Source organism: Variovorax sp. BGA-UO-ETr-C22, assembly GCF_059567965.1.
Genome location: NZ_JCAQPA010000010.1, coordinates 952,872 through 969,638, shown reverse-complemented (window position 1 = coordinate 969,638; position 16,767 = coordinate 952,872). Strand labels below are relative to the sequence as shown.

Sequence of the window (16,767 nt, the reverse complement as noted above, 5' to 3'; positions counted from 1 at the left end):
TCAGGCCGCCTTGTGGGTGCTGTTGCTGCCGTTGGCGACGGCCAGGCCGTGCGTCATCGCGCTGTGGAACGCGCCGGCCATCACCTGGCCCACGTCGTCGGATTCCGCGGGGCGGTCGGTCTCGGGCACCGGGCAGGCGATGCAGGCATCGAGCTCGTCCATCTCGGGCCACACCGGGTAGCTTTCCAGGCGCTGCACGAACACCTCGACGTGCGCGGCCACCTCGGCCTCGCTGGCGCGTCGCGCGCCGTGCAGCAGCAGCGGCGGCAGGAAGCGCATGCCGCACAGCGCGGCGGTCTGTTCGTAGGGCGGCAGGAAGGCGTCGAAGAAGTAGCGGTTGTAGCTTTGCGGGTGGTAGCTCGGCTCGGGGCCGCCGGTGGTGGCGACCAGCCAGCAGTCCTTGCCCTGCAGCGCGGTGCCGCCGGGGCCGTAGGCCCAGCCGTAGCCGAGCACGTCGTCGACCCAGAGCTTCTGCAGCGGCGGCATCGAGTACCACTGGATCGGGTGCAGCAGCACCACCAGGTCCGCGCGCGCCAGCCGCTCGCGTTCGGCCTCGACGTCGATGGCGAAATCGGGGTAACTGCCGTACAGGTCGTTCACGTCGGCGCCCGGCACGCGCTGCGCGGCGGCGAACAGCCGGCGGTTCACGCGCGAATCGCGCCAGTGGGGGTGGGCCGCCAGCACATAGATGCTGCTGGCGGGGTTCTCCGCGGATGTTGTTGTCGTCATGTGGCGAACATAACGCAGACGGCCCGCCGTCGCCGACGCGCAACCCGGGGCGACTACCATCCAGCCCTGTTCCAGTTCTGGAGGAGATCCTCATGCCGGTGGTTCTGGTCGCCAATCCCAAGGGGGGCGTGGGCAAGTCGACGATTGCAACGAACATCGCGGGCTACTTCGCGAGCCGCGGCCATGCCGTGATGCTCGGCGACGTGGACCGCCAGCAGTCCTCGCGGCTGTGGCTCGGCCTGCGCCCGCCGCAGGCCCGCCCCATCGCCACCTGGGAAGCCACCGGCGACAGCACCGTGGTGCGCCCGCCGCGCGGCACCACCCACGCGGTGCTCGACACGCCCGCCGGCCTGCACGGCTGGCGCTTCAAGGAGGTGCTGGCGCTGGCCGACCGCGTGATCGTGCCGCTGCAGCCGAGCATCTTCGACATCTACGCCACGCGTGATTTCCTCGACCGCCTGCTGGAAAGCCGCCGCGCCGAGAAGACCCGCATCGGCCTGGTCGGCATGCGCGTGAACGCCCGCACGCTGGCGGCCGACCGGCTGCACGAGTTCATCGCCGGCCTGGGCGTGCCCGTGCTGGGCGAGCTGCGCGACACGCAGAACTACGTGCAGCTGGCCGCGCGCGGGCTCACGCTGTTCGACATTGCGCCGGGGCGCGTGCAGCGCGACCTGGACCAGTGGGCGCCGATCTGCGAATGGCTCGACGCCTGAACTGACCCCCCGGATTTCCCTGAATCCCGGTTGTCGCAAGTCCGACAGCCAGCCTTGTGCCCTTGGCACCAGAATGCCCCGCATGACCAAAAAGACATTCCAGACCCTTCAGGATCTCGCCGCCTGCGTCGGCCAGGAAGTCGCCGTGAGCGACTGGATCAGCGTGACGCAGCAGCAGGTCAACCAGTTCGCCGAGGCGACGGGCGACCACCAGTGGATCCACGTCGATGTGGAGCGGGCCAAGTCCGGCCCCTTCGGCGCGCCGATCGCGCACGGGTTTCTCACCTTGTCGCTGCTGCCGAAGTTCTTCGAGACGGCCATCGACGTGGTCGAGTCGCGCATGGGCGTGAACTACGGCCTGAACCGCGTGCGCTTCATGTCGCCGGTGCCCGTGGGCCAGCGCCTGCGCGCCCGCATGAAGCTGCTGAGCGCCGAGCCGATTCCCAACAACGGCCTGCAGATGACCTGGGAAACCACCATCGAACTCGAAGGCGCCGCCAAGCCGGCGTGCGTCGCCGAGTCGGTGGTGCGCCGTTTTCCCTGAGCGGACTTTTTCTTCTTCTCTCTACTTACATCCGGCGGTCGGTGACTTCGCCGTAGGTGGCGGCGCCCTGTCGGGTGATGCCGACGGCGCTCGCGCGCACCGCCGCACGGTCGACGTTGCCCGCGGTCGGGCGGGCCACGCCGGTGCCGCCGTTGCTGATCTGCAGAGGCTGCAGGGCTTGCTGCTGGACCTGGGCGCGCGTCAGGGACGACTGGAAGGGCGCGGGCGGCAGCGGATTCTGCTCGCCCTGGAAGGCATGGGCGCCGCCGGCGAAGGCGAGGGCGGCGATCGTGATCAAGCGCAGGGTGGTGTGCATGGCGGGACTCCTTGGCAGTCAGCGTTGAGGGGGCGGATGCCGGTGTGAATCACCGGCATGCCTTCCCATACGCCGCGCAGCACCGATCGGATGTGCCCCTGCCGCGCGAAGGGCCGTCAGGCGAAACCGTTCTGCCGCCAGGCCTCGAACACCGTGACCGCCACCGCGTTCGACAAATTCAGGCTGCGCTGGCCGGCACGCATCGGCAATCGCAGGCGCTGCGCCTCGGCAAAGCCATCGCGGATCGCGGGCGGCAGGCCGGCGGTTTCCGAGCCGAACACCAGCCAGTCGCCGGGCTGGAAGCGCACGTCGTGCACCGGGCGGGTGCCGCGCGTGGTCAGCGCGAACATGCGCTCGGCCGGCGGTTGCTGCGTGGCCAGCAGCGCGGCCCAGTCGGCGTGGCGCTTGACTTCGGCGTACTCGTGGTAATCGAGCCCGGCGCGGCGCAGCAGGCGGTCGTCCATCGAAAAGCCGAGCGGCTCCACCAGGTGCAGCGTGCAGCCGGTGTTGGCCGCGAGCCGGATCACGTTGCCGGTGTTCGGCGGAATTTCAGGGTGGACCAGGACGATATGGAACATGCCCCGATTGTCGCGGGCGCCGCCGGTGGGTTCAGCGCGGCGGATCGGTTCGCGCCAGCACCACGCCGGTGATGTGCGCCGCGCCCGCCAGGCGCAAGGTGGCGGCCGCGGCGAACAGCGAGGCGCCACTGGTCATCACGTCGTCCACCAGCACCACGCGCCGCCCCCGCAGGCCGTCGGCGCGCAGCGGTTCCACGGCGAAGGCGCCGCGCAGGTTGCGCAGCCGGTCGGCGCGCGGCAGGCCGCTCTGCGCGGGCGTGTCGCGCGTGCGCAGCAGCAGGGTGGCGTCGGTCTTGGCCGGTGCCAGCCGGCGCGCGAGCTCGTGCGCCTGGTTGAAGCCGCGCTCGCCCAGTCGGCCGGGCGCCAGCGGCATCGGCAGCACGAGGTCGCACTGTTCCAGCGCCGGCTCCACCCACGGCGCGCTGCGCAGCAGGGTGGCCAGCGGGCCGGCCCAGCCTGCCTCGCCGCGAAACTTGAACTGGGCGATGCAGTCGGGCCACGGCCATGCGTAGGTGCAGGCCGCCAGGCAGGCGTCGAGCGGCGGCGGGTGTTTGATGCATTCGCCGCAGCGCGCCACGCCCTCGGGCATCGGCAGGGCGCAGCCGCCGCAGCGCGGGGTCGGCGGCGCGAAGCGGGCCACGCAGGCGTCGCACACGCGCTGCGCCGGCCAGGCGCGGCAGACCTCGCACTGGCTGGGCAGCCGCGCGAGCAGCGAGGTGAAAGGCCTCAGGGCCCGGCGGTTGTGCATGCCTCAATATACTCACGGCCCCATGGCCACCGACCCCGCAAGAAGACCGCCGACCATCGATCCCACGGCGGCCGACCGCTGGCGCCGGCTCGCGCCCGCCGAGGGCTCGCCCTGGCTGCACGAGGAAATCGGCCGCCGGATGGAAGACCGGCTGCAATGGATCAAGGCCCAGCCCCGCACCTGGGCCGACTGGTCGCCGCTGCGCGGCGGCCTCGAGGCGCACGCGCTGCTGGCCCGCCGCTACCGCGACGCCGAAGCCTTCGTCATCGAATCCGAATCCGCATTGGCCGACCGGACCGGCGAGGCACTGACCGCCCCCTGGTGGAGCGCGCGCCGCTGGCAGGGCGGCAAGGCCCGTTTCGACGCCACGCCCGAAGACGGCGTGGACCTGCTGTGGGCCAACATGTCGCTGCACATGGCGGCCGATCCCGAGGCGCTCATCGCGCAGTGGCACCGCCTGGTCGCGACCAACGGCTTCCTGATGTTCTCCTGCCTCGGCCCGGACACGGTGCGCGAGTTGCGCGCCCTGCACGCCCGGCTCGGTTGGCCCGCCGCCGGCCATGAGTACACCGACATGCACGACTGGGGCGACATGCTCGTGCATGCCGGCTTCGCCGAGCCCGTGATGGACATGGAGCGCATCGTGCTCACCTGGGCCACCCCCGAGGCCGCCCTGGCCGAGCTGCGTACGCTGGGGCGCAACCTGCATCCGGCGCGCTTCCCCGCACTGCGCGGCAAGGCCTGGCACCGCGCGCTCAAGCAGGCCCTGCCCGAGCTGGCCCCGGCTGCGGAAGGCGAGGGCCGCATCGCGCTGACCTTCGAGGTCATCTACGGCCACGCCTTCAAGCCGACGCCGCGCGTGGCGCTGTCGCCCGAGAGCGCGGTCTCGCTGCGAGAGATGCGATCGATGCTCCAGCGCGGCCGCCCTGGCGCCTGAGCGACCCGGCAGCCCTCATTCGGTGCGCGGGGCCCGCGCTCTACCCGCTACAATCCGCCGTTGCGTGAAACTCGCGGGTATTGTCCCGTGATCGAGGGGTGTCGGATCCTGTTTGTACGAGGGGTTTGGCCACCATCGACGCACCGATTTGCTGAACTCGCCCGTGTCGAATTCCGTGTTTCGTTTTGCCACCGTCTCAGGCCAGAACATCCACTGGTTCCTGAAACGCAATTGCTCGGTGACGCCGAGCCAGCTGGGCTGGCTCTACGCCTCGCTGTGCGTGGTATCTCTGGGCACGGGCATGGTGTTCTGGCTGCACGGTGCGCCGCTGGTATTGCCATTCGCCTGGCTCGAACTGGCCGCGGTGGGCTTTGCGTTCATGATGTACGCGCGGCATGCCACCGATGGCGAACGGATCGCGCTGCAGGGCGGGCGCCTCGTCGTGGAGCTCGAGAACGGTGGGCACTATGAACGCACGGAATTTCTTCCGCACCAGGTGCGGATCGAACCGCAGACCGGCGATCGTTCGCTGATCGAGGTCTCGGGGCAAGGTCGATCGGTCAGGGTGGGGCGCTATGTACGCCCGGAGTTGCGAGCCGCACTGGCGCGCGAGATTCGCATGGCGTTGCGTGGCGCCTGAGGGGGCTCGCGCGGTGCTGCACGGTTGGGTTTTCGAAAAATTGAAGAAACGTGAACACGATGAAGAGCATTTGGCGCAATAAGTACAGGCCGGCGAATCTGTTGCTGGCGGCCGGCGCGGCGTTCAGCAACGCGGCGCACGCAGTCAACGATCTGCCCGGCGGCCCCGCGGTGCGCCAGCTGAATCTTCCGGTCGGCGTGACCAAGATCGCGCAGGAGCAGCATCTGCTCCACACGATCATGATGATCATCTGCACGGTCATCTTCGTCGCCGTGTTCGCGGTGATGTTCTATTCCATCTGGAAGCACCGCAAGTCGGTGGGCCACAAGGCCGCGAACTTCCATGAATCGGTGGTGGTCGAGGTCATCTGGACCATCGTGCCCTTCCTCATCGTGATCGTGATGGCGCTGCCCGCCACCAAGGTGCTCGTGGCCCAGAAGGACACCACGAACGCCGACCTCACGATCAAGACCACGGGCTACCAGTGGAAGTGGGGCTACGACTACCTGAACGGCGAAGGCGAGGGCCTGGCCTTCATCTCCACGCTCGACAGCTCGCAGCGCGCCATGTCCGACGCCGGTGCCAAGGGCGCCATGCCCGACGACTACCTGCTCAAGGTCGACAACCCGATGGTCGTGCCGGTGCAGAAGAAGGTCCGCATCATCACCACCGCGAACGACGTGATCCACGCCTTCGCCGTGCCGCAGCTGGGCCTCAAGCAGGACGCCATTCCCGGCTTCGTGCGCGACACCTGGTTCCGCGCCGAGACCGTGGGCGACTACTACGGCCAGTGCCAGGAACTGTGCGGCAAGGAACACGCCTACATGCCGATCCACGTGAAGGTGCTGTCGGCTGCCGATTACACCGCCTGGGTCGCCACCAAGCGCAAGGAAGCCGCAGCCAAGCTCGACGACCCGACCAAGGTCTGGACGCTGCCCGACATGCTGGCACGCGGCGAGAAGGTCTACGCCGCCAACTGCGCGGCCTGCCACCAGGCCAACGGCAAGGGCGCAGGCCCGATCAAGCCGCTCGACGGCGCAGTCAAGGTGACCGATTCCGACCACAAGGTGCAGCTGCTGGTGCTGCTCAATGGCCAGAACAACGGTGCCATGCCTGCCTGGAAGCAGCTGAGCGACACCGACCTCGCGGCCGTGGCCACGTACACCAAGAACAGCTGGTCGAACAAGACGGGCCAGCTGGTGCAACCGGCCGAAGTGCTGGCCCTGCGCGGCAAGTGATCCGACGGCGCCCCGCGAAGAAGAAATTGCAAGGAACAACGACATGAGCGCAGTCCTCGACCCCCACGGTCACGCCCCCGGCGGCCACGCACACGACGACCATCACGATCACCACGCGCCCACCGGCTGGCGCCGCTGGGTGTTCGCGACCAACCACAAGGACATCGGCACGCTCTACCTGCTGTTCAGCTTCACGATGCTGATGATCGGCGGCGTGCTCGCCCTGCTGATCCGCGCCGAGCTGTTCCAGCCCGGCCTGCAGATGGTGAACCCCGAGCTGTTCAACCAGTTCACCACCATGCACGGCCTGATCATGGTGTTCGGCGCCATCATGCCGGCCTTCGTGGGCTTCGCGAACTGGATGATCCCGCTGCAGATCGGCGCATCCGACATGGCGTTCGCGCGCATGAACAACTTCAGCTTCTGGCTGCTGATTCCGGCGGCCATCATGCTGGCCGGTTCGTTCTTCATGCCCGGCGGCGCGCCCGCGGCCGGCTGGACGCTGTACGCCCCGCTCACGCTGCAGATGGGCCCCTCGATGGATGCCGGCATCTTCGCGATGCACATCATGGGCGCCTCGTCGATCATGGGTTCGATCAACATCATCGTCACCATCCTCAACATGCGCGCCCCCGGCATGACGCTGATGAAGATGCCGATGTTCTGCTGGACCTGGCTCATCACCGCCTACCTGCTGATCGCCGTGATGCCCGTGCTTGCCGGCGCCATCACGATGACGCTGACCGACCGCCACTTCGGCACCAGCTTCTTCAACCCCGCCGGCGGCGGCGACCCGGTGATGTACCAGCACATCTTCTGGTTCTTCGGCCACCCCGAGGTCTACATCATGATCTTGCCGGCCTTCGGCATCATCAGCCAGGTCGTGCCCGCCTTCGCGCGCAAGAAGCTCTTCGGCTACGCCTCGATGGTGTACGCCACCTCGTCGATCGCCATCCTGTCGTTCATCGTGTGGGCCCACCACATGTTCACGACCGGCATGCCGCTCACGGGCCAGCTGTTCTTCATGTACGCGACCATGCTGATCGCCGTGCCCACGGCCGTGAAGATCTTCAACTGGATCGCGACGATGTGGCAGGGCTCGATGACCTTCGAGACGCCCATGCTGTTCGCGGTCGGCTTCATCTTCGTGTTCACGATGGGCGGCTTCACCGGCCTGATCCTCGCGGTCGCGCCGATCGACACGCAGCTGCAGGACACGTATTACGTGGTGGCCCACTTCCACTACGTGCTGGTGGCCGGCTCGCTGTTCGCCATGTTCTCGGGCTTCTACTACTGGGCGCCCAAGTGGACCGGCGTGATGTACAACGAAACGCGCGGCAAGGTCCACTTCTGGTGGTCGCTGATCTCGTTCAACGTCACCTTCTTCCCGATGCACTTCCTGGGTCTGGCCGGCATGCCGCGTCGCTACGCCGACTACCCCATGCAGTTCGCCGACTTCAACGCCATCGCTTCGGTGGGGGCTTTCTTCTTCGGCTTCGCCCAGGTCTACTTCTTCCTGTTCATCGTGCTGCCTTCGATGCGCGGCAAGGGTGAAGCAGCGGCTCAGAAGCCCTGGGAAGCGGCCGAAGGCCTCGAGTGGGAAGTGCCGTCGCCGGCCCCGTTCCACACCTTCGAGAATCCGCCCAAGCTCGACGTGACCGCCACCAAGGTGATCGGCTGATCACCCGCGCACGCCGGACAAGCACCACGACTGCACGACGATGACGACGCCTGAACAAAGAAGGAACAACCGACGCATGGGGCTCACGCTGGCCTCCATCGCGGTGATCTTCTTCATCGGCTTCATCGTCCGCATGGTCTGGTTCAGCGGTCGCTGACCGCGCCGCATCGCACCCTCGAACGGAAGCAACAGCATGAGCCTCGGTCAACGCATCCGCCGCGCCAACGTCCGCATGGTCGGCAAGCTGGCCGTCGTGACCTGCGGCATGTTCGCCTTCGGCTACGCGCTGGTGCCGATGTACCGCGCCATCTGCGAGATGACCGGCATCAACATCCTCGCGCTCTCCGAGCTCCAGGTGCCGGGCGGCGCCAGCGGCGCCAAGAACGTGCGCGTGCCCGACAACACGCAGGTCGACATGACCCGCACGATCAAGGTCGAGTTCGACTCCAACGTGCGCGGTGGCCTGTGGGACTTCAAGCCGGCCGAGCGTTTCATCGAAGTGCACCCGGGCCAGCTGAACACGGTGATGTACGAGTTCCAGAATACGCAGAACCGTCGCATGGCCGCGCAGGCCATCCCGAGCTACGCGCCGCAGCAGGCCGCGGCGCACTTCAACAAGCTCGAGTGCTTCTGCTTCAACCAGTACACGCTCGACGCGGGCGAGAAGAAGCAGTGGCCGGTCGCCTTCGTGATCGATCCGAAGATCTCGAAGGACGTCAAGACCATCACACTGTCGTACACCTTCTTCGAGGTGGGCGGCAAGACGCCTCCGGCCCCGGTGGCCGCCGTTTCGCATGTTGTCGCCGATGAGCCGCGCTCGTGACCTCGCCGTTGCCGCCCGAAGCCCCGCGCCGCAAGCCCACGCTGTGGGACACGATGAAGGCGGTGGGCTGGTCGTTCTTCGGGGTGCGCCGCAACAGCGCCTACAAGGAAGACCTGGGCAAGCTCAATCCGCTGCACGTCATCGTGGTGGCGTTTGCCGCAGTGATCGTCTTCGTGGTCGGGCTGGTGCTGCTGGTGCGGCATGTGGTCGCGGCCGCCTGAGCGTTGCCTGCTGAGCCGAAGACAAAAAACCACGATCTCCAGAATCATTGAATCGAGAGAAGAAAGAAAGCCAGGAGCTGATATGAGTTCAACCACCCACGGCACCACGCCCTACTACTTCGTGCCCGGACCCTCGGCCTACCCGGTCGTGTCCGCGATCGGCTTGTTCTTCGTGATCCTCGGCGCGGGGCAATGGATCAACAGCCACCAGTGGGGCGCCTGGTCGCTGCTGCTGGGCATGGTGATCTGGCTCGGCACGCTCTTCGTGTGGTTCCGTGCCGCCGTCGGCGAGAGCGAGAGCGGCCAGTACGGCCACAAGATCGACCTCTCGTACCGCTGGAGCATGAGCTGGTTCATCTTCTCGGAAGTGATGTTCTTCGGTGCCTTCTTCACGGCGCTGTGGTGGGCCCGCACCCACGCGCTGCCGACGCTCGGCAGCCTGGACAACGCGATCCTCTGGCCCGACTTCAAGGCCGTGTGGCCCAGCGTCGCCGCCGGCGTGACCGGTTCGCCGGCCGGCATCATCGAGCCCTTCCAGACCGTCGGCCCGTTCTGGCTGCCGACCATCAACACCGCGCTGCTGCTGAGCTCGGGCGTGACGCTGACCATCGCCCACCACGCGCTGCGCGCCGACCACCGCGCACAGTGCATCCGCTTCATGTGGCTCACCGTGCTGCTGGGCGTGATCTTCCTGGGCGTGCAGGGCTACGAGTACTTCCACCTGTACACCGAACTGAACCTCAAGCTCAGCTCGGGCACCTACGGTTCGACCTTCTTCATGCTGACCGGCTTCCATGGCCTGCACGTGTTCATCGGCATGCTGATGCTGCTGTTCATCACGCTGCGCCTGCAGAAGGGCCACTTCACCGCCGAGCGTCACTTCGGCTTCGAAGGTGCCGCCTGGTACTGGCACTTCGTGGACGTGGTCTGGCTGGGCCTGTACGTGCTGGTCTATTGGCTTTGAGCGAAGAACCTCACGGCATTCCAGAAAAAAGGCGCCGTAAGGCGCCTTTTTCATGGTTCTCGTGGAACGAGCACCATCTGTTACTTCCCGAGCGGGAGCCCGGTGGGCTGGATGTAGCCGAGTTTCCAGGCCAGCAGCATGCACAGGAACAAAAAGACCGACAGGCCGATCCGAAAGGTGAGGGCGCGGGCCATGCCGCCGCGCTTGTTCTGCCCGTCGCGACCGTCCTTCAGCATGAAGTAGAGCGCGAAAGCGAGGCTCGCGAAGATGCCCAGAAAGATCAGGGCGACGAAATATTTCATGACCCGCATTATCGGCCGCACGCCCCGTCCGCTCCAGTGACCCCCGAGCCTCTCGTTTCCTCTGCCACGCCGCGCCGCCGCGCGGGCCGGGGCCGTTTCCTGGTCGTGACGCTGGCGGCCGTGCTGGCGCTGGCCGCCACCGTGTCGCTGGGCCGCTGGCAGCTGTCGCGCGCCGCGCAGAAAGAAGCGCTGCAAGCCCGCATCGACGCGCAAAAGCAGAAAGCCCCGCTGTCCCAGGCCGAGTTCCTGGCGCTGGGCGAAGCCGCCGGCGAAATGCACCGGCCAGTACACCTGCGCGGCCTGTGGCTCACGGCGCAGACGGTCTACCTGGACAACCGCCAGATGCACGGCACGCCGGGCTTCTACGTGCTGACGCCGTTCGCGCTCGAAGGCAGCGAGCAGGCTGTGATGGTCCAGCGCGGATGGGTGCAGCGCAATTTCGTCGACCGCACGCAGCTCGGTGTGGTCGAGACGCCGCCCGGCATCGTCGAGCTCACGGCGCTGATCGAGCCGCCGCCGAGCCATCTGTTCGAGCTCGGCGCGAAGGCTGCGGCCGCACCGGCACCCGCGGCATCGGCCGCCGCACCGGCCCCTTCGGCTGCAGGCGCCAGCGCTCCGGCACCGGGCATTCAGGGGTCTTCCCCCATCCGGCAAAATCTCGACCTGGAGGCATTCCGCGGCGAGACCCAGCTGCCGCTGCGCACCGACGTGTCGCTGCAGCAGAGCGGGCCGGCGTCCGAGGGCCTGCAGCGCGACTGGCCGGCCCCGGCGTTGGGCCTGGAGAGGCACTACGGTTACGCATTCCAGTGGTTCGGCCTGTCGGCCCTCGTTGTCATCCTCTATGTCTGGTTCCAATTCATCTCCCCCTTCCGGCGCGCGCGGCGCCGCGCACGCGATGGCCGCGGCCTCTGACGAGCCGCTGGGCCTGACCGTGCACTCGATGCCGTCGCCGGGCCAGGCGCTGGACGAGGCCGAGAACCGTCGCACTGTCCACGGGCGCTGGAAGATGATCGCCGTGCTGCTGATGTGCGCGGCACCCGTCATCGCCTCGTACTTCACCTACTACGTGATCCGCCCCGAGGGCCGCAGCGTGTACGGCGAGCTGATCGATCCGCAGCGCGAGATGCCTCGCCTCACGGCAACCGACCGCAGCGGCGCGCCGGTCGAGCTGGCCACGCTCAAGGGCCAGTGGCTGCTGGTGGCGGTGGCCGACGCCGCCTGCGACGCGCTGTGCGAGCAGCAGCTGTACCTGCAACGCCAGCTGCGCGAGAGCCTCGGCCGCGAAAAAGACCGCCTGGATCGCGTCTGGCTCGTGAGCGATGCGGCGCCTGTGCCTGAGCGCCTGACCAACGGCCTGCACGGCGCGACCGTGCTGCGCGTGCCGGCCGACCAGTTGGCACGCTGGCTCGCGCCCGTGCAAGGGCACGCGCTGTCCGAGCACCTCTACGTGGTTGATCCGATGGGCAACTGGATGATGCGTTTCCCGGCCCGCATGGACGCCGCCGGCGCGAGCCGCGCCAAGCGCGACATCGACCGCCTGCTGCGCGCCTCGTCGTCGTGGGACGAAGCGGGCCGCTGAGCCCCGCACGAACAATCGCCCGATGGACACGAGCTCCCTCTACGACCTCACGCCGATCGCCTGGATGATGGGCGCCGGCGTGCTGCTCGCGCTCGGACCGCTGGTCTGGGTGTGGCGCCGCAATGCCGGCTCCGGCCCCGCGCGGCGGCTGCATGCGCTGACCGTGCTCACGCTGTTCCTCACCTTCGACCTCACGCTGTTCGGCGCCTTCACGCGGCTCACCGATTCGGGCCTGGGCTGCCCCGACTGGCCCGGCTGCTACGGCAACGCCAGCCCGGCCGGCGCGCGCCACGAGATCGCCATGGCGCAGGCGGCTCAGCCGACCGGCCCGGTGACGCACAGCAAGGCCTGGATCGAAATGGTCCACCGTTACCTCGCGACCGGCGTCGGGGTGCTGATCCTCACGCTGGCCGGCGCCACCTGGATCGTGCGCCGCCGCCAGCGGCGCCAGCCCGCGCCGCCGGTCGACAGCGCGCACCACCACGTCGTGCTCAGTGCCTGGTGGCCCGCGGCCACGCTGGTCTGGGTCTGCCTGCAGGGCGCCTTCGGCGCCATGACCGTCACCTGGAAGCTGTTCCCCGCCATCGTCACGATGCACCTGATGGGCGCCATCGTGCTGCTCGCGCTGCTGTGCATCCAGGCCGTGCGCTACCGCCAGGTGGCGGCGCAGCGCCTGCCCACGGCCGTGTCGCCAGCCCTGCGCAACGGGCTGATCGCCACGGCGGTGCTGCTGGTGCTGCAGATCGCGCTTGGCGGCTGGGTCAGCACCAATTACGCGGTGCTGGCCTGCACGCAGTTCCCGACCTGCCAGAACAGCTGGTGGCCGCCGATGAACTTCGCGCAGGGCTTCGAGATCTGGCGCCATCTCGGCGTGACCGGCGACGGCCAGCCGCTCGACTTTTCCGCGCTCACCGCCATCCACTACGCACACCGCCTCATGGCGTACGCCGTGTTCGTGGCGCTCGGCCTGCTGGCCTGGCGCCTGCGCCGCCTCGAGGCGCTGCGCGCGCAGGCGCACTGGCTGGCCGGCCTGGCGCTGCTGCAGCTGGCCACCGGCCTGGGCAATGTGCTGCTGGGCTGGCCGCTGGCCGCCGCCGTGCTCCACACCGGCGGCGCCGCGGCGTTGGCCGTGGTCCTGACCTGGGTGCTGTGCGAGAGCCGGCGCGAAAGCGCCGCCGCTGCACCGATTCCGCGCGCCGTCGACAATGCGCGCGGCACCCCCCAACCGAAGAAAGCCACCGCGTGAGCACCCCGATTCCTGTTCAGCACGCCAGCACCGCCAACGTGCTGCGCCAGTTCTACGCGCTCACCAAGCCGCGCGTGGTGCAGCTGATCGTGTTCTGCGCGCTCATCGGCATGGTGCTGGCCGTGCCCGGCCTGCCGTCGTGGGCCGACGTGCAGCGCGGCGTGCTGGCTTGCATCGGCATCTGGCTCGTGGCCGGTGCGGCCGCCGCATTCAACTGCCTGGTCGAGAAGGGCATCGACGCCAAGATGAAGCGCACCGCCTGGCGCCCCACGGCGCGCGGGCAGCTCAGCGACATGCAGGCGCTGGTGTTCTCGGCGCTGCTGTGCGCGGCTGGCTCGGCGCTGCTGTGGTTCACGGTCAACCCGCTGACCATGTGGCTCACCTTCGCCACCTTCGTCGGCTACGCGGTGATCTACACCGTCATCCTGAAGCCGCTGACGCCGCAGAACATCGTGATCGGCGGCGCCTCGGGCGCCATGCCGCCGGTGCTGGGCTGGTCGGCCATGACGGGCGATGTCGGGCCCGAGGCGCTGATCCTGTTCCTCATCATCTTCCTGTGGACCCCGCCGCATTTCTGGGCGCTGGCGCTGTACCGCGTCGAGGACTACCGCAAGGCTGGCCTGCCGATGCTGCCCGTGACGCACGGCAACGAGTTCACGCGGCTGCAGGTGCTGCTGTACACCTTCATCCTGTTCGCGGCCTGCCTGATGCCCTTCATCTACGGCATGAGCGGCTGGCTCTATCTCGTGGTCGCCATCGGCGTGAGCATCGGCTTCACCGGCTATGCCTTCGCGCTGTGGCGCAACTACTCCGACACGCTGGCGCGCAAGACCTTCCGGTTTTCGCTCATCCACCTGAGCGTGCTGTTCGCGGCGCTGCTCGTCGACCATTACCTCCGCTGACCGGACCTGACCTGCCCATGAACAAGCGCAATGCCCTGAAATCGATCGCCGCCACGGCCGGCTGGGTGGCCGCCTCGGCCACGCTGGGCCTGGGCCTTTCGGCCTGTAGCGAGCAGCCGAAGCAGAGCTTCCAGGCGGTCGACATCACGGGCGCCGACTACGCCAAAGACTTCTCGCTCACCGACGCCGACGGCAAGGTGCGCACGCTGGCCGACTTCAAGGGCAAGGCGGTGGTGCTGTTCTTCGGCTACGTGCAATGCCCCGACGTCTGCCCGACCACCATGACCGAGATGGCGCAGGTCAAGCAGCAGCTCGGCGCCGACGGCAGCAAGCTGCAGGTGCTGTTCGTCACCGTCGATCCGGCGCGCGACACGCCCGAGGTGCTCAAGGCCTACATGGGCGCCTTCGACCCGAGCTTCGTGGCGCTCATTCCCACGCCCGAGCAACTGGCCGCCGTCGCGAAGGACTTCAAGGTCTATTACAAGAAGGTCGATGGCAAGACGCCGACCAGCTACGCCATGGACCACTCGGCCGCCAGCTACATCTACGACCCGCAAGGCCGGCTGCGGCTCTACGCGCGCTACGGCGCGGGCGTGCCGGCGATGGTGTCGGACCTGAAGACGCTGCTCGCGTCCTGAGCCGGGCGCCCGGGACATGGACGCAGCGTCGGTCGCGCACCTGAAGTCGCGCAAGGGCGCGTTCCGCATCGCGCTCATTCCGCCCGAGGTGCTGGGCGCGCTGAACGGCGGGCTGCTCGAGACCGTCAACCTCAACGAATTCCTCGCACTCGAACTGCCGCTGCTCGCGCGCAGCGTGGCGGGCCATGTCGGCCTCGACGCGGCGCACGAGCGGCTGGACGACACGCTCGCCATGCTGGCCGCCTTCAAACCCATGCAGCGCCACAGCCACATCGCGCGGGCGCTGTACGACATGACGGCCGAACACACCGAACGCGATGCCGTGGCACACCGGCTGGCCACGCACGCCAGCGACGTGGCGCGTTGCTGGGCGGTGCAGTGGATCACGCTGTCGGGCCTGCCGCTGGCGGCCCAGCTCGACGCCGTGCGCCGCTTTGCCGCCGACCCGCATTTCGGCGTGCGCGAGTTCGCCTGGATGGCGGTGCGCGACAGCGTCATCGATTCGCTCGACGAAGCGCTGGCGCTGCTGCAGCCCTGGGTGACCGATGCCGATCCGAACGTGCGCCGCTTCGCCAGCGAACTCACGCGCCCGCGCGGCGTGTGGTGCGCGCAGATCGAGACGTTGAAGGCCGAGCCCTGGCTGGCGCTGCCGCTGCTGGAGCCGCTGCGCGCCGACGCGCATCGCTACGTGCAGAACTCGGTCGCCAACTGGCTCAACGACGCCAGCAAGACGCAGCCCGAGTGGGTCGAGACGCTGTGCACGCGCTGGGTGGCCGAGTCGCCGGTCGCCGAGACCCGCTACATCGCGAAGCGGGCGCTGCGCACGCTGACCAAGTCGACGCCCTGAAGCGCCCCCGAACGAAAAAAAGCCCGGCACTGCCGGGCTTTTTCGTGGAGGAGGGCGGTTGCGACGCTTACGCGTACTCGGCCAGCGCCTTCTTCATCTTCTTCATTGCCGCCACTTCGATCTGGCGGATGCGTTCGGCGCTCACGCCGTACACCGCGGCCAGGTCGTGCAGCGTCATGCCGCCCGAACCGTCGTCGTTCACCTTGAGCCAGCGCTCTTCGACGATGCGGCGGCTGCGGTCGTCCAGCGCCTCGAGGGCGGTGGCGATGCCGTCGCTCGACAGGCGGTCGCGCTGCTGCGATTCGAGCAGGGCGGTCGGTTCCTGCGTGGCGTCGGCCAGGTAAGCGATGGGGCCGAAGCCTTCGTCGCCGTCATCGGACGGACCCGGATCGAGCAGCACGTCGCCGCCCGACAGGCGGGTTTCCATCTCGAGCACTTCCTCGGGCTTCACGTTCAGGCGCGTGGCCATCTGCGAGACCTCGTCGGGGCTCAGCGTCTCGCGGTGCGTGCCGTTGTCGGCCGCGGCCGAGTCGGCCTTGAAACCCTGCTTCATCGAGCGCAGATTGAAGAACAGCTTGCGCTGGGCCTTGGTCGTCGCGACCTTGACCATGCGCCAGTTCTTCAGGATGTACTCGTGGATCTCGGCCTTGATCCAGTGCATGGCGTAGCTCACCAGCCGCACGCCCTGGTCGGGGTCGAAACGCTTCACGGCCTTCATGAGACCGACGTTGCCTTCCTGGATCAGGTCGCCGTGCGGCAGCCCGTAGCCCAGGTACTGGCGGGAAATCGAGACGACCAGGCGTAGGTGCGACAGGATCAGCGCACCGGCGGCTTCAAGGTCGTTCTGGTCGCGCAACTTGCGTGCGAAGCCCTGCTCTTCTTCGAGCGTGAGCAGCGGCAGGCGGTTGGCGGCCGAAATGTAGGCATCCAGGTTGCCCAGCGGGGGGACCATCGACCAGGGGTTGGCGACGGCCAGCTGGTTGGCAGAGACTCCAGACAGCGTTGTCATCAGGGGAAACTCCTTTGTGTTGGCCATATTAGCACTCGGTTAGAGGGAGTGCTAAGCCAAGGGTTCCCTTGGGTTTCTATCGTTGCGATAGCTTTTGTCGCGATTTGTTGGA

At 67.9% G+C, this 16,767-nt stretch carries 22 protein-coding genes; 16 read left to right on the top strand and 6 right to left on the bottom strand.

Annotation, left to right across the window (positions count from 1 at the left end; translation table 11 throughout):
* Complete coding sequence (kefF, locus tag AC57B8_RS18005; RefSeq protein ID WP_496480313.1) at window positions 1–729, bottom strand: glutathione-regulated potassium-efflux system oxidoreductase KefF; 729 nt, start codon at window positions 727–729, stop codon at window positions 1–3.
* Window positions 730–821: 92 nt separating this feature from the next.
* On the opposite strand from kefF, the gene AC57B8_RS18000 reads away from it, so the two are divergent.
* Entirely contained in the window at window positions 822–1,442 is a 621-nt protein-coding gene (locus AC57B8_RS18000; RefSeq protein WP_070061962.1) for a nucleotide-binding protein, read from the top strand.
* Window positions 1,443–1,515: 73 nt separating this feature from the next.
* A complete protein-coding gene (locus AC57B8_RS17995; protein WP_062479484.1) occupies window positions 1,516–1,986 on the top strand; it encodes a MaoC family dehydratase in 471 nt (156 codons plus the stop codon).
* 25 nt (window positions 1,987–2,011) lie between these two features.
* Here AC57B8_RS17995 and AC57B8_RS17990 read toward each other — a convergent pair whose 3' ends face one another.
* From AC57B8_RS17990 to AC57B8_RS17980, 3 genes are all read right to left on the bottom strand, one after another.
* Entirely contained in the window at window positions 2,012–2,302 is a 291-nt protein-coding gene (locus AC57B8_RS17990) for a DUF4148 domain-containing protein (RefSeq protein WP_496480312.1), read from the bottom strand.
* A 116-nt stretch (window positions 2,303–2,418) separates the two neighbouring features.
* A complete protein-coding gene (trmL, locus tag AC57B8_RS17985; protein ID WP_496480311.1) occupies window positions 2,419–2,880 on the bottom strand; it encodes a tRNA (uridine(34)/cytosine(34)/5-carboxymethylaminomethyluridine(34)-2'-O)-methyltransferase TrmL in 462 nt (153 codons plus the stop codon).
* Window positions 2,881–2,911: 31 nt separating this feature from the next.
* Window positions 2,912–3,628, bottom strand: a complete 717-nt coding sequence (locus AC57B8_RS17980) for a ComF family protein (protein WP_495305107.1) — start codon at window positions 3,626–3,628, stop codon at window positions 2,912–2,914.
* 22 nt (window positions 3,629–3,650) lie between these two features.
* On the opposite strand from AC57B8_RS17980, the gene AC57B8_RS17975 reads away from it, so the two are divergent.
* The 8 genes from AC57B8_RS17975 (at window position 3,651) to AC57B8_RS17940 (ending at window position 10,132) form a co-directional block, all read left to right on the top strand.
* Window positions 3,651–4,565 carry a class I SAM-dependent methyltransferase gene (locus tag AC57B8_RS17975; RefSeq protein WP_496480310.1) on the top strand — a complete coding sequence of 305 codons (915 nt, stop codon included), beginning with the start codon at window positions 3,651–3,653 and terminating at the stop codon, window positions 4,563–4,565.
* Window positions 4,566–4,728: 163 nt separating this feature from the next.
* A complete protein-coding gene (locus AC57B8_RS17970; RefSeq protein WP_056578078.1) occupies window positions 4,729–5,205 on the top strand; it encodes a DUF2244 domain-containing protein in 477 nt (158 codons plus the stop codon).
* Between the two features lie 59 nt (window positions 5,206–5,264).
* Complete coding sequence (gene coxB / locus AC57B8_RS17965) at window positions 5,265–6,443, top strand: cytochrome c oxidase subunit II (RefSeq protein WP_095950885.1); 1,179 nt, start codon at window positions 5,265–5,267, stop codon at window positions 6,441–6,443.
* 43 nt (window positions 6,444–6,486) lie between these two features.
* Window positions 6,487–8,124, top strand: a complete 1,638-nt coding sequence (gene ctaD / locus AC57B8_RS17960; protein ID WP_062481356.1) for a cytochrome c oxidase subunit I — start codon at window positions 6,487–6,489, stop codon at window positions 8,122–8,124.
* A 40-nt stretch (window positions 8,125–8,164) separates the two neighbouring features.
* A complete protein-coding gene (locus tag AC57B8_RS17955; RefSeq protein WP_216360125.1) occupies window positions 8,165–8,281 on the top strand; it encodes a cytochrome oxidase small assembly protein in 117 nt (38 codons plus the stop codon).
* Between the two features lie 36 nt (window positions 8,282–8,317).
* Entirely contained in the window at window positions 8,318–8,947 is a 630-nt protein-coding gene (locus AC57B8_RS17950) for a cytochrome c oxidase assembly protein (protein WP_095950886.1), read from the top strand.
* 53 nt (window positions 8,948–9,000) lie between these two features.
* Window positions 9,001–9,168, top strand: coding sequence for a DUF2970 domain-containing protein (locus tag AC57B8_RS17945; protein WP_082818316.1), 168 nt, complete (start codon window positions 9,001–9,003; stop codon window positions 9,166–9,168).
* A gap of 82 nt (window positions 9,169–9,250) precedes the next feature.
* The gene (locus AC57B8_RS17940; protein WP_062481365.1) at window positions 9,251–10,132 is read left to right on the top strand and encodes a cytochrome c oxidase subunit 3; all 882 of its coding nucleotides are present in this window, start codon (window positions 9,251–9,253) and stop codon (window positions 10,130–10,132) included.
* Window positions 10,133–10,212: 80 nt separating this feature from the next.
* Here AC57B8_RS17940 and AC57B8_RS17935 read toward each other — a convergent pair whose 3' ends face one another.
* Complete coding sequence (locus AC57B8_RS17935) at window positions 10,213–10,443, bottom strand: twin transmembrane helix small protein (protein WP_062481367.1); 231 nt, start codon at window positions 10,441–10,443, stop codon at window positions 10,213–10,215.
* 27 nt (window positions 10,444–10,470) lie between these two features.
* Between AC57B8_RS17935 and AC57B8_RS17930 the strand changes: the two genes are divergently transcribed.
* From AC57B8_RS17930 to AC57B8_RS17905, 6 genes are read left to right on the top strand one after another with little or no spacing between them, the layout of a single operon-like run.
* Window positions 10,471–11,346 carry an SURF1 family protein gene (locus tag AC57B8_RS17930; protein WP_496480309.1) on the top strand — a complete coding sequence of 292 codons (876 nt, stop codon included), beginning with the start codon at window positions 10,471–10,473 and terminating at the stop codon, window positions 11,344–11,346.
* The gene (locus tag AC57B8_RS17925; protein ID WP_062481371.1) at window positions 11,330–12,013 is read left to right on the top strand and encodes a redox-active disulfide-containing membrane protein; all 684 of its coding nucleotides are present in this window, start codon (window positions 11,330–11,332) and stop codon (window positions 12,011–12,013) included. The genes AC57B8_RS17930 and AC57B8_RS17925 overlap by 17 nt, the downstream gene beginning before the upstream one ends.
* A 22-nt stretch (window positions 12,014–12,035) precedes the next feature.
* Window positions 12,036–13,259: a COX15/CtaA family protein gene (locus AC57B8_RS17920; RefSeq protein ID WP_496480308.1), complete on the top strand. Its 1,224-nt coding sequence runs from the start codon at window positions 12,036–12,038 to the stop codon at window positions 13,257–13,259.
* Complete coding sequence (gene cyoE / locus AC57B8_RS17915) at window positions 13,256–14,161, top strand: heme o synthase (RefSeq protein WP_095950890.1); 906 nt, start codon at window positions 13,256–13,258, stop codon at window positions 14,159–14,161. The genes AC57B8_RS17920 and cyoE overlap by 4 nt, the downstream gene beginning before the upstream one ends.
* Window positions 14,162–14,178: 17 nt before the next feature.
* Window positions 14,179–14,799, top strand: coding sequence for an SCO family protein (locus AC57B8_RS17910; protein ID WP_095950891.1), 621 nt, complete (start codon window positions 14,179–14,181; stop codon window positions 14,797–14,799).
* 16 nt (window positions 14,800–14,815) lie between these two features.
* Window positions 14,816–15,646, top strand: a complete 831-nt coding sequence (locus AC57B8_RS17905) for a DNA alkylation repair protein (RefSeq protein ID WP_496480307.1) — start codon at window positions 14,816–14,818, stop codon at window positions 15,644–15,646.
* Window positions 15,647–15,713: 67 nt separating this feature from the next.
* On the opposite strand, the gene rpoH is transcribed toward AC57B8_RS17905, so the two are convergent.
* Window positions 15,714–16,655, bottom strand: coding sequence for an RNA polymerase sigma factor RpoH (gene rpoH / locus AC57B8_RS17900; protein WP_056577975.1), 942 nt, complete (start codon window positions 16,653–16,655; stop codon window positions 15,714–15,716).
* Window positions 16,656–16,767 lie beyond the last annotated feature (112 nt).

Bases quoted from the DNA above. Each gene is read 5' to 3' on its own strand.
- AC57B8_RS17910 (WP_095950891.1), top strand. From the start codon at position 14,179: ATGAACAAGCGCAATGCCCTGAAATCGATCGCCGCCACGGCCGGCTGG.
- AC57B8_RS17980 (WP_495305107.1), bottom strand. From the start codon at position 3,628: ATGCACAACCGCCGGGCCCTGAGGCCTTTCACCTCGCTGCTCGCGCGG.
- AC57B8_RS17975 (WP_496480310.1), top strand. From the start codon at position 3,651: ATGGCCACCGACCCCGCAAGAAGACCGCCGACCATCGATCCCACGGCG.
- trmL (WP_496480311.1), bottom strand. From the start codon at position 2,880: ATGTTCCATATCGTCCTGGTCCACCCTGAAATTCCGCCGAACACCGGC.
- ctaD (WP_062481356.1), top strand. From the start codon at position 6,487: ATGAGCGCAGTCCTCGACCCCCACGGTCACGCCCCCGGCGGCCACGCA.
- AC57B8_RS18000 (WP_070061962.1), top strand. From the start codon at position 822: ATGCCGGTGGTTCTGGTCGCCAATCCCAAGGGGGGCGTGGGCAAGTCG.
- AC57B8_RS17925 (WP_062481371.1), top strand. From the start codon at position 11,330: ATGGCCGCGGCCTCTGACGAGCCGCTGGGCCTGACCGTGCACTCGATG.
- AC57B8_RS17940 (WP_062481365.1), top strand. From the start codon at position 9,251: ATGAGTTCAACCACCCACGGCACCACGCCCTACTACTTCGTGCCCGGA.
- kefF (WP_496480313.1), bottom strand. From the start codon at position 729: ATGACGACAACAACATCCGCGGAGAACCCCGCCAGCAGCATCTATGTG.
- AC57B8_RS17935 (WP_062481367.1), bottom strand. From the start codon at position 10,443: ATGCGGGTCATGAAATATTTCGTCGCCCTGATCTTTCTGGGCATCTTC.
- AC57B8_RS17990 (WP_496480312.1), bottom strand. From the start codon at position 2,302: ATGCACACCACCCTGCGCTTGATCACGATCGCCGCCCTCGCCTTCGCC.
- AC57B8_RS17955 (WP_216360125.1), top strand. From the start codon at position 8,165: ATGACGACGCCTGAACAAAGAAGGAACAACCGACGCATGGGGCTCACG.
- AC57B8_RS17945 (WP_082818316.1), top strand. From the start codon at position 9,001: ATGAAGGCGGTGGGCTGGTCGTTCTTCGGGGTGCGCCGCAACAGCGCC.
- coxB (WP_095950885.1), top strand. From the start codon at position 5,265: ATGAAGAGCATTTGGCGCAATAAGTACAGGCCGGCGAATCTGTTGCTG.
- AC57B8_RS17920 (WP_496480308.1), top strand. From the start codon at position 12,036: ATGGACACGAGCTCCCTCTACGACCTCACGCCGATCGCCTGGATGATG.
- AC57B8_RS17995 (WP_062479484.1), top strand. From the start codon at position 1,516: ATGCCCCGCATGACCAAAAAGACATTCCAGACCCTTCAGGATCTCGCC.
- AC57B8_RS17905 (WP_496480307.1), top strand. From the start codon at position 14,816: ATGGACGCAGCGTCGGTCGCGCACCTGAAGTCGCGCAAGGGCGCGTTC.
- rpoH (WP_056577975.1), bottom strand. From the start codon at position 16,655: ATGACAACGCTGTCTGGAGTCTCTGCCAACCAGCTGGCCGTCGCCAAC.
- AC57B8_RS17950 (WP_095950886.1), top strand. From the start codon at position 8,318: ATGAGCCTCGGTCAACGCATCCGCCGCGCCAACGTCCGCATGGTCGGC.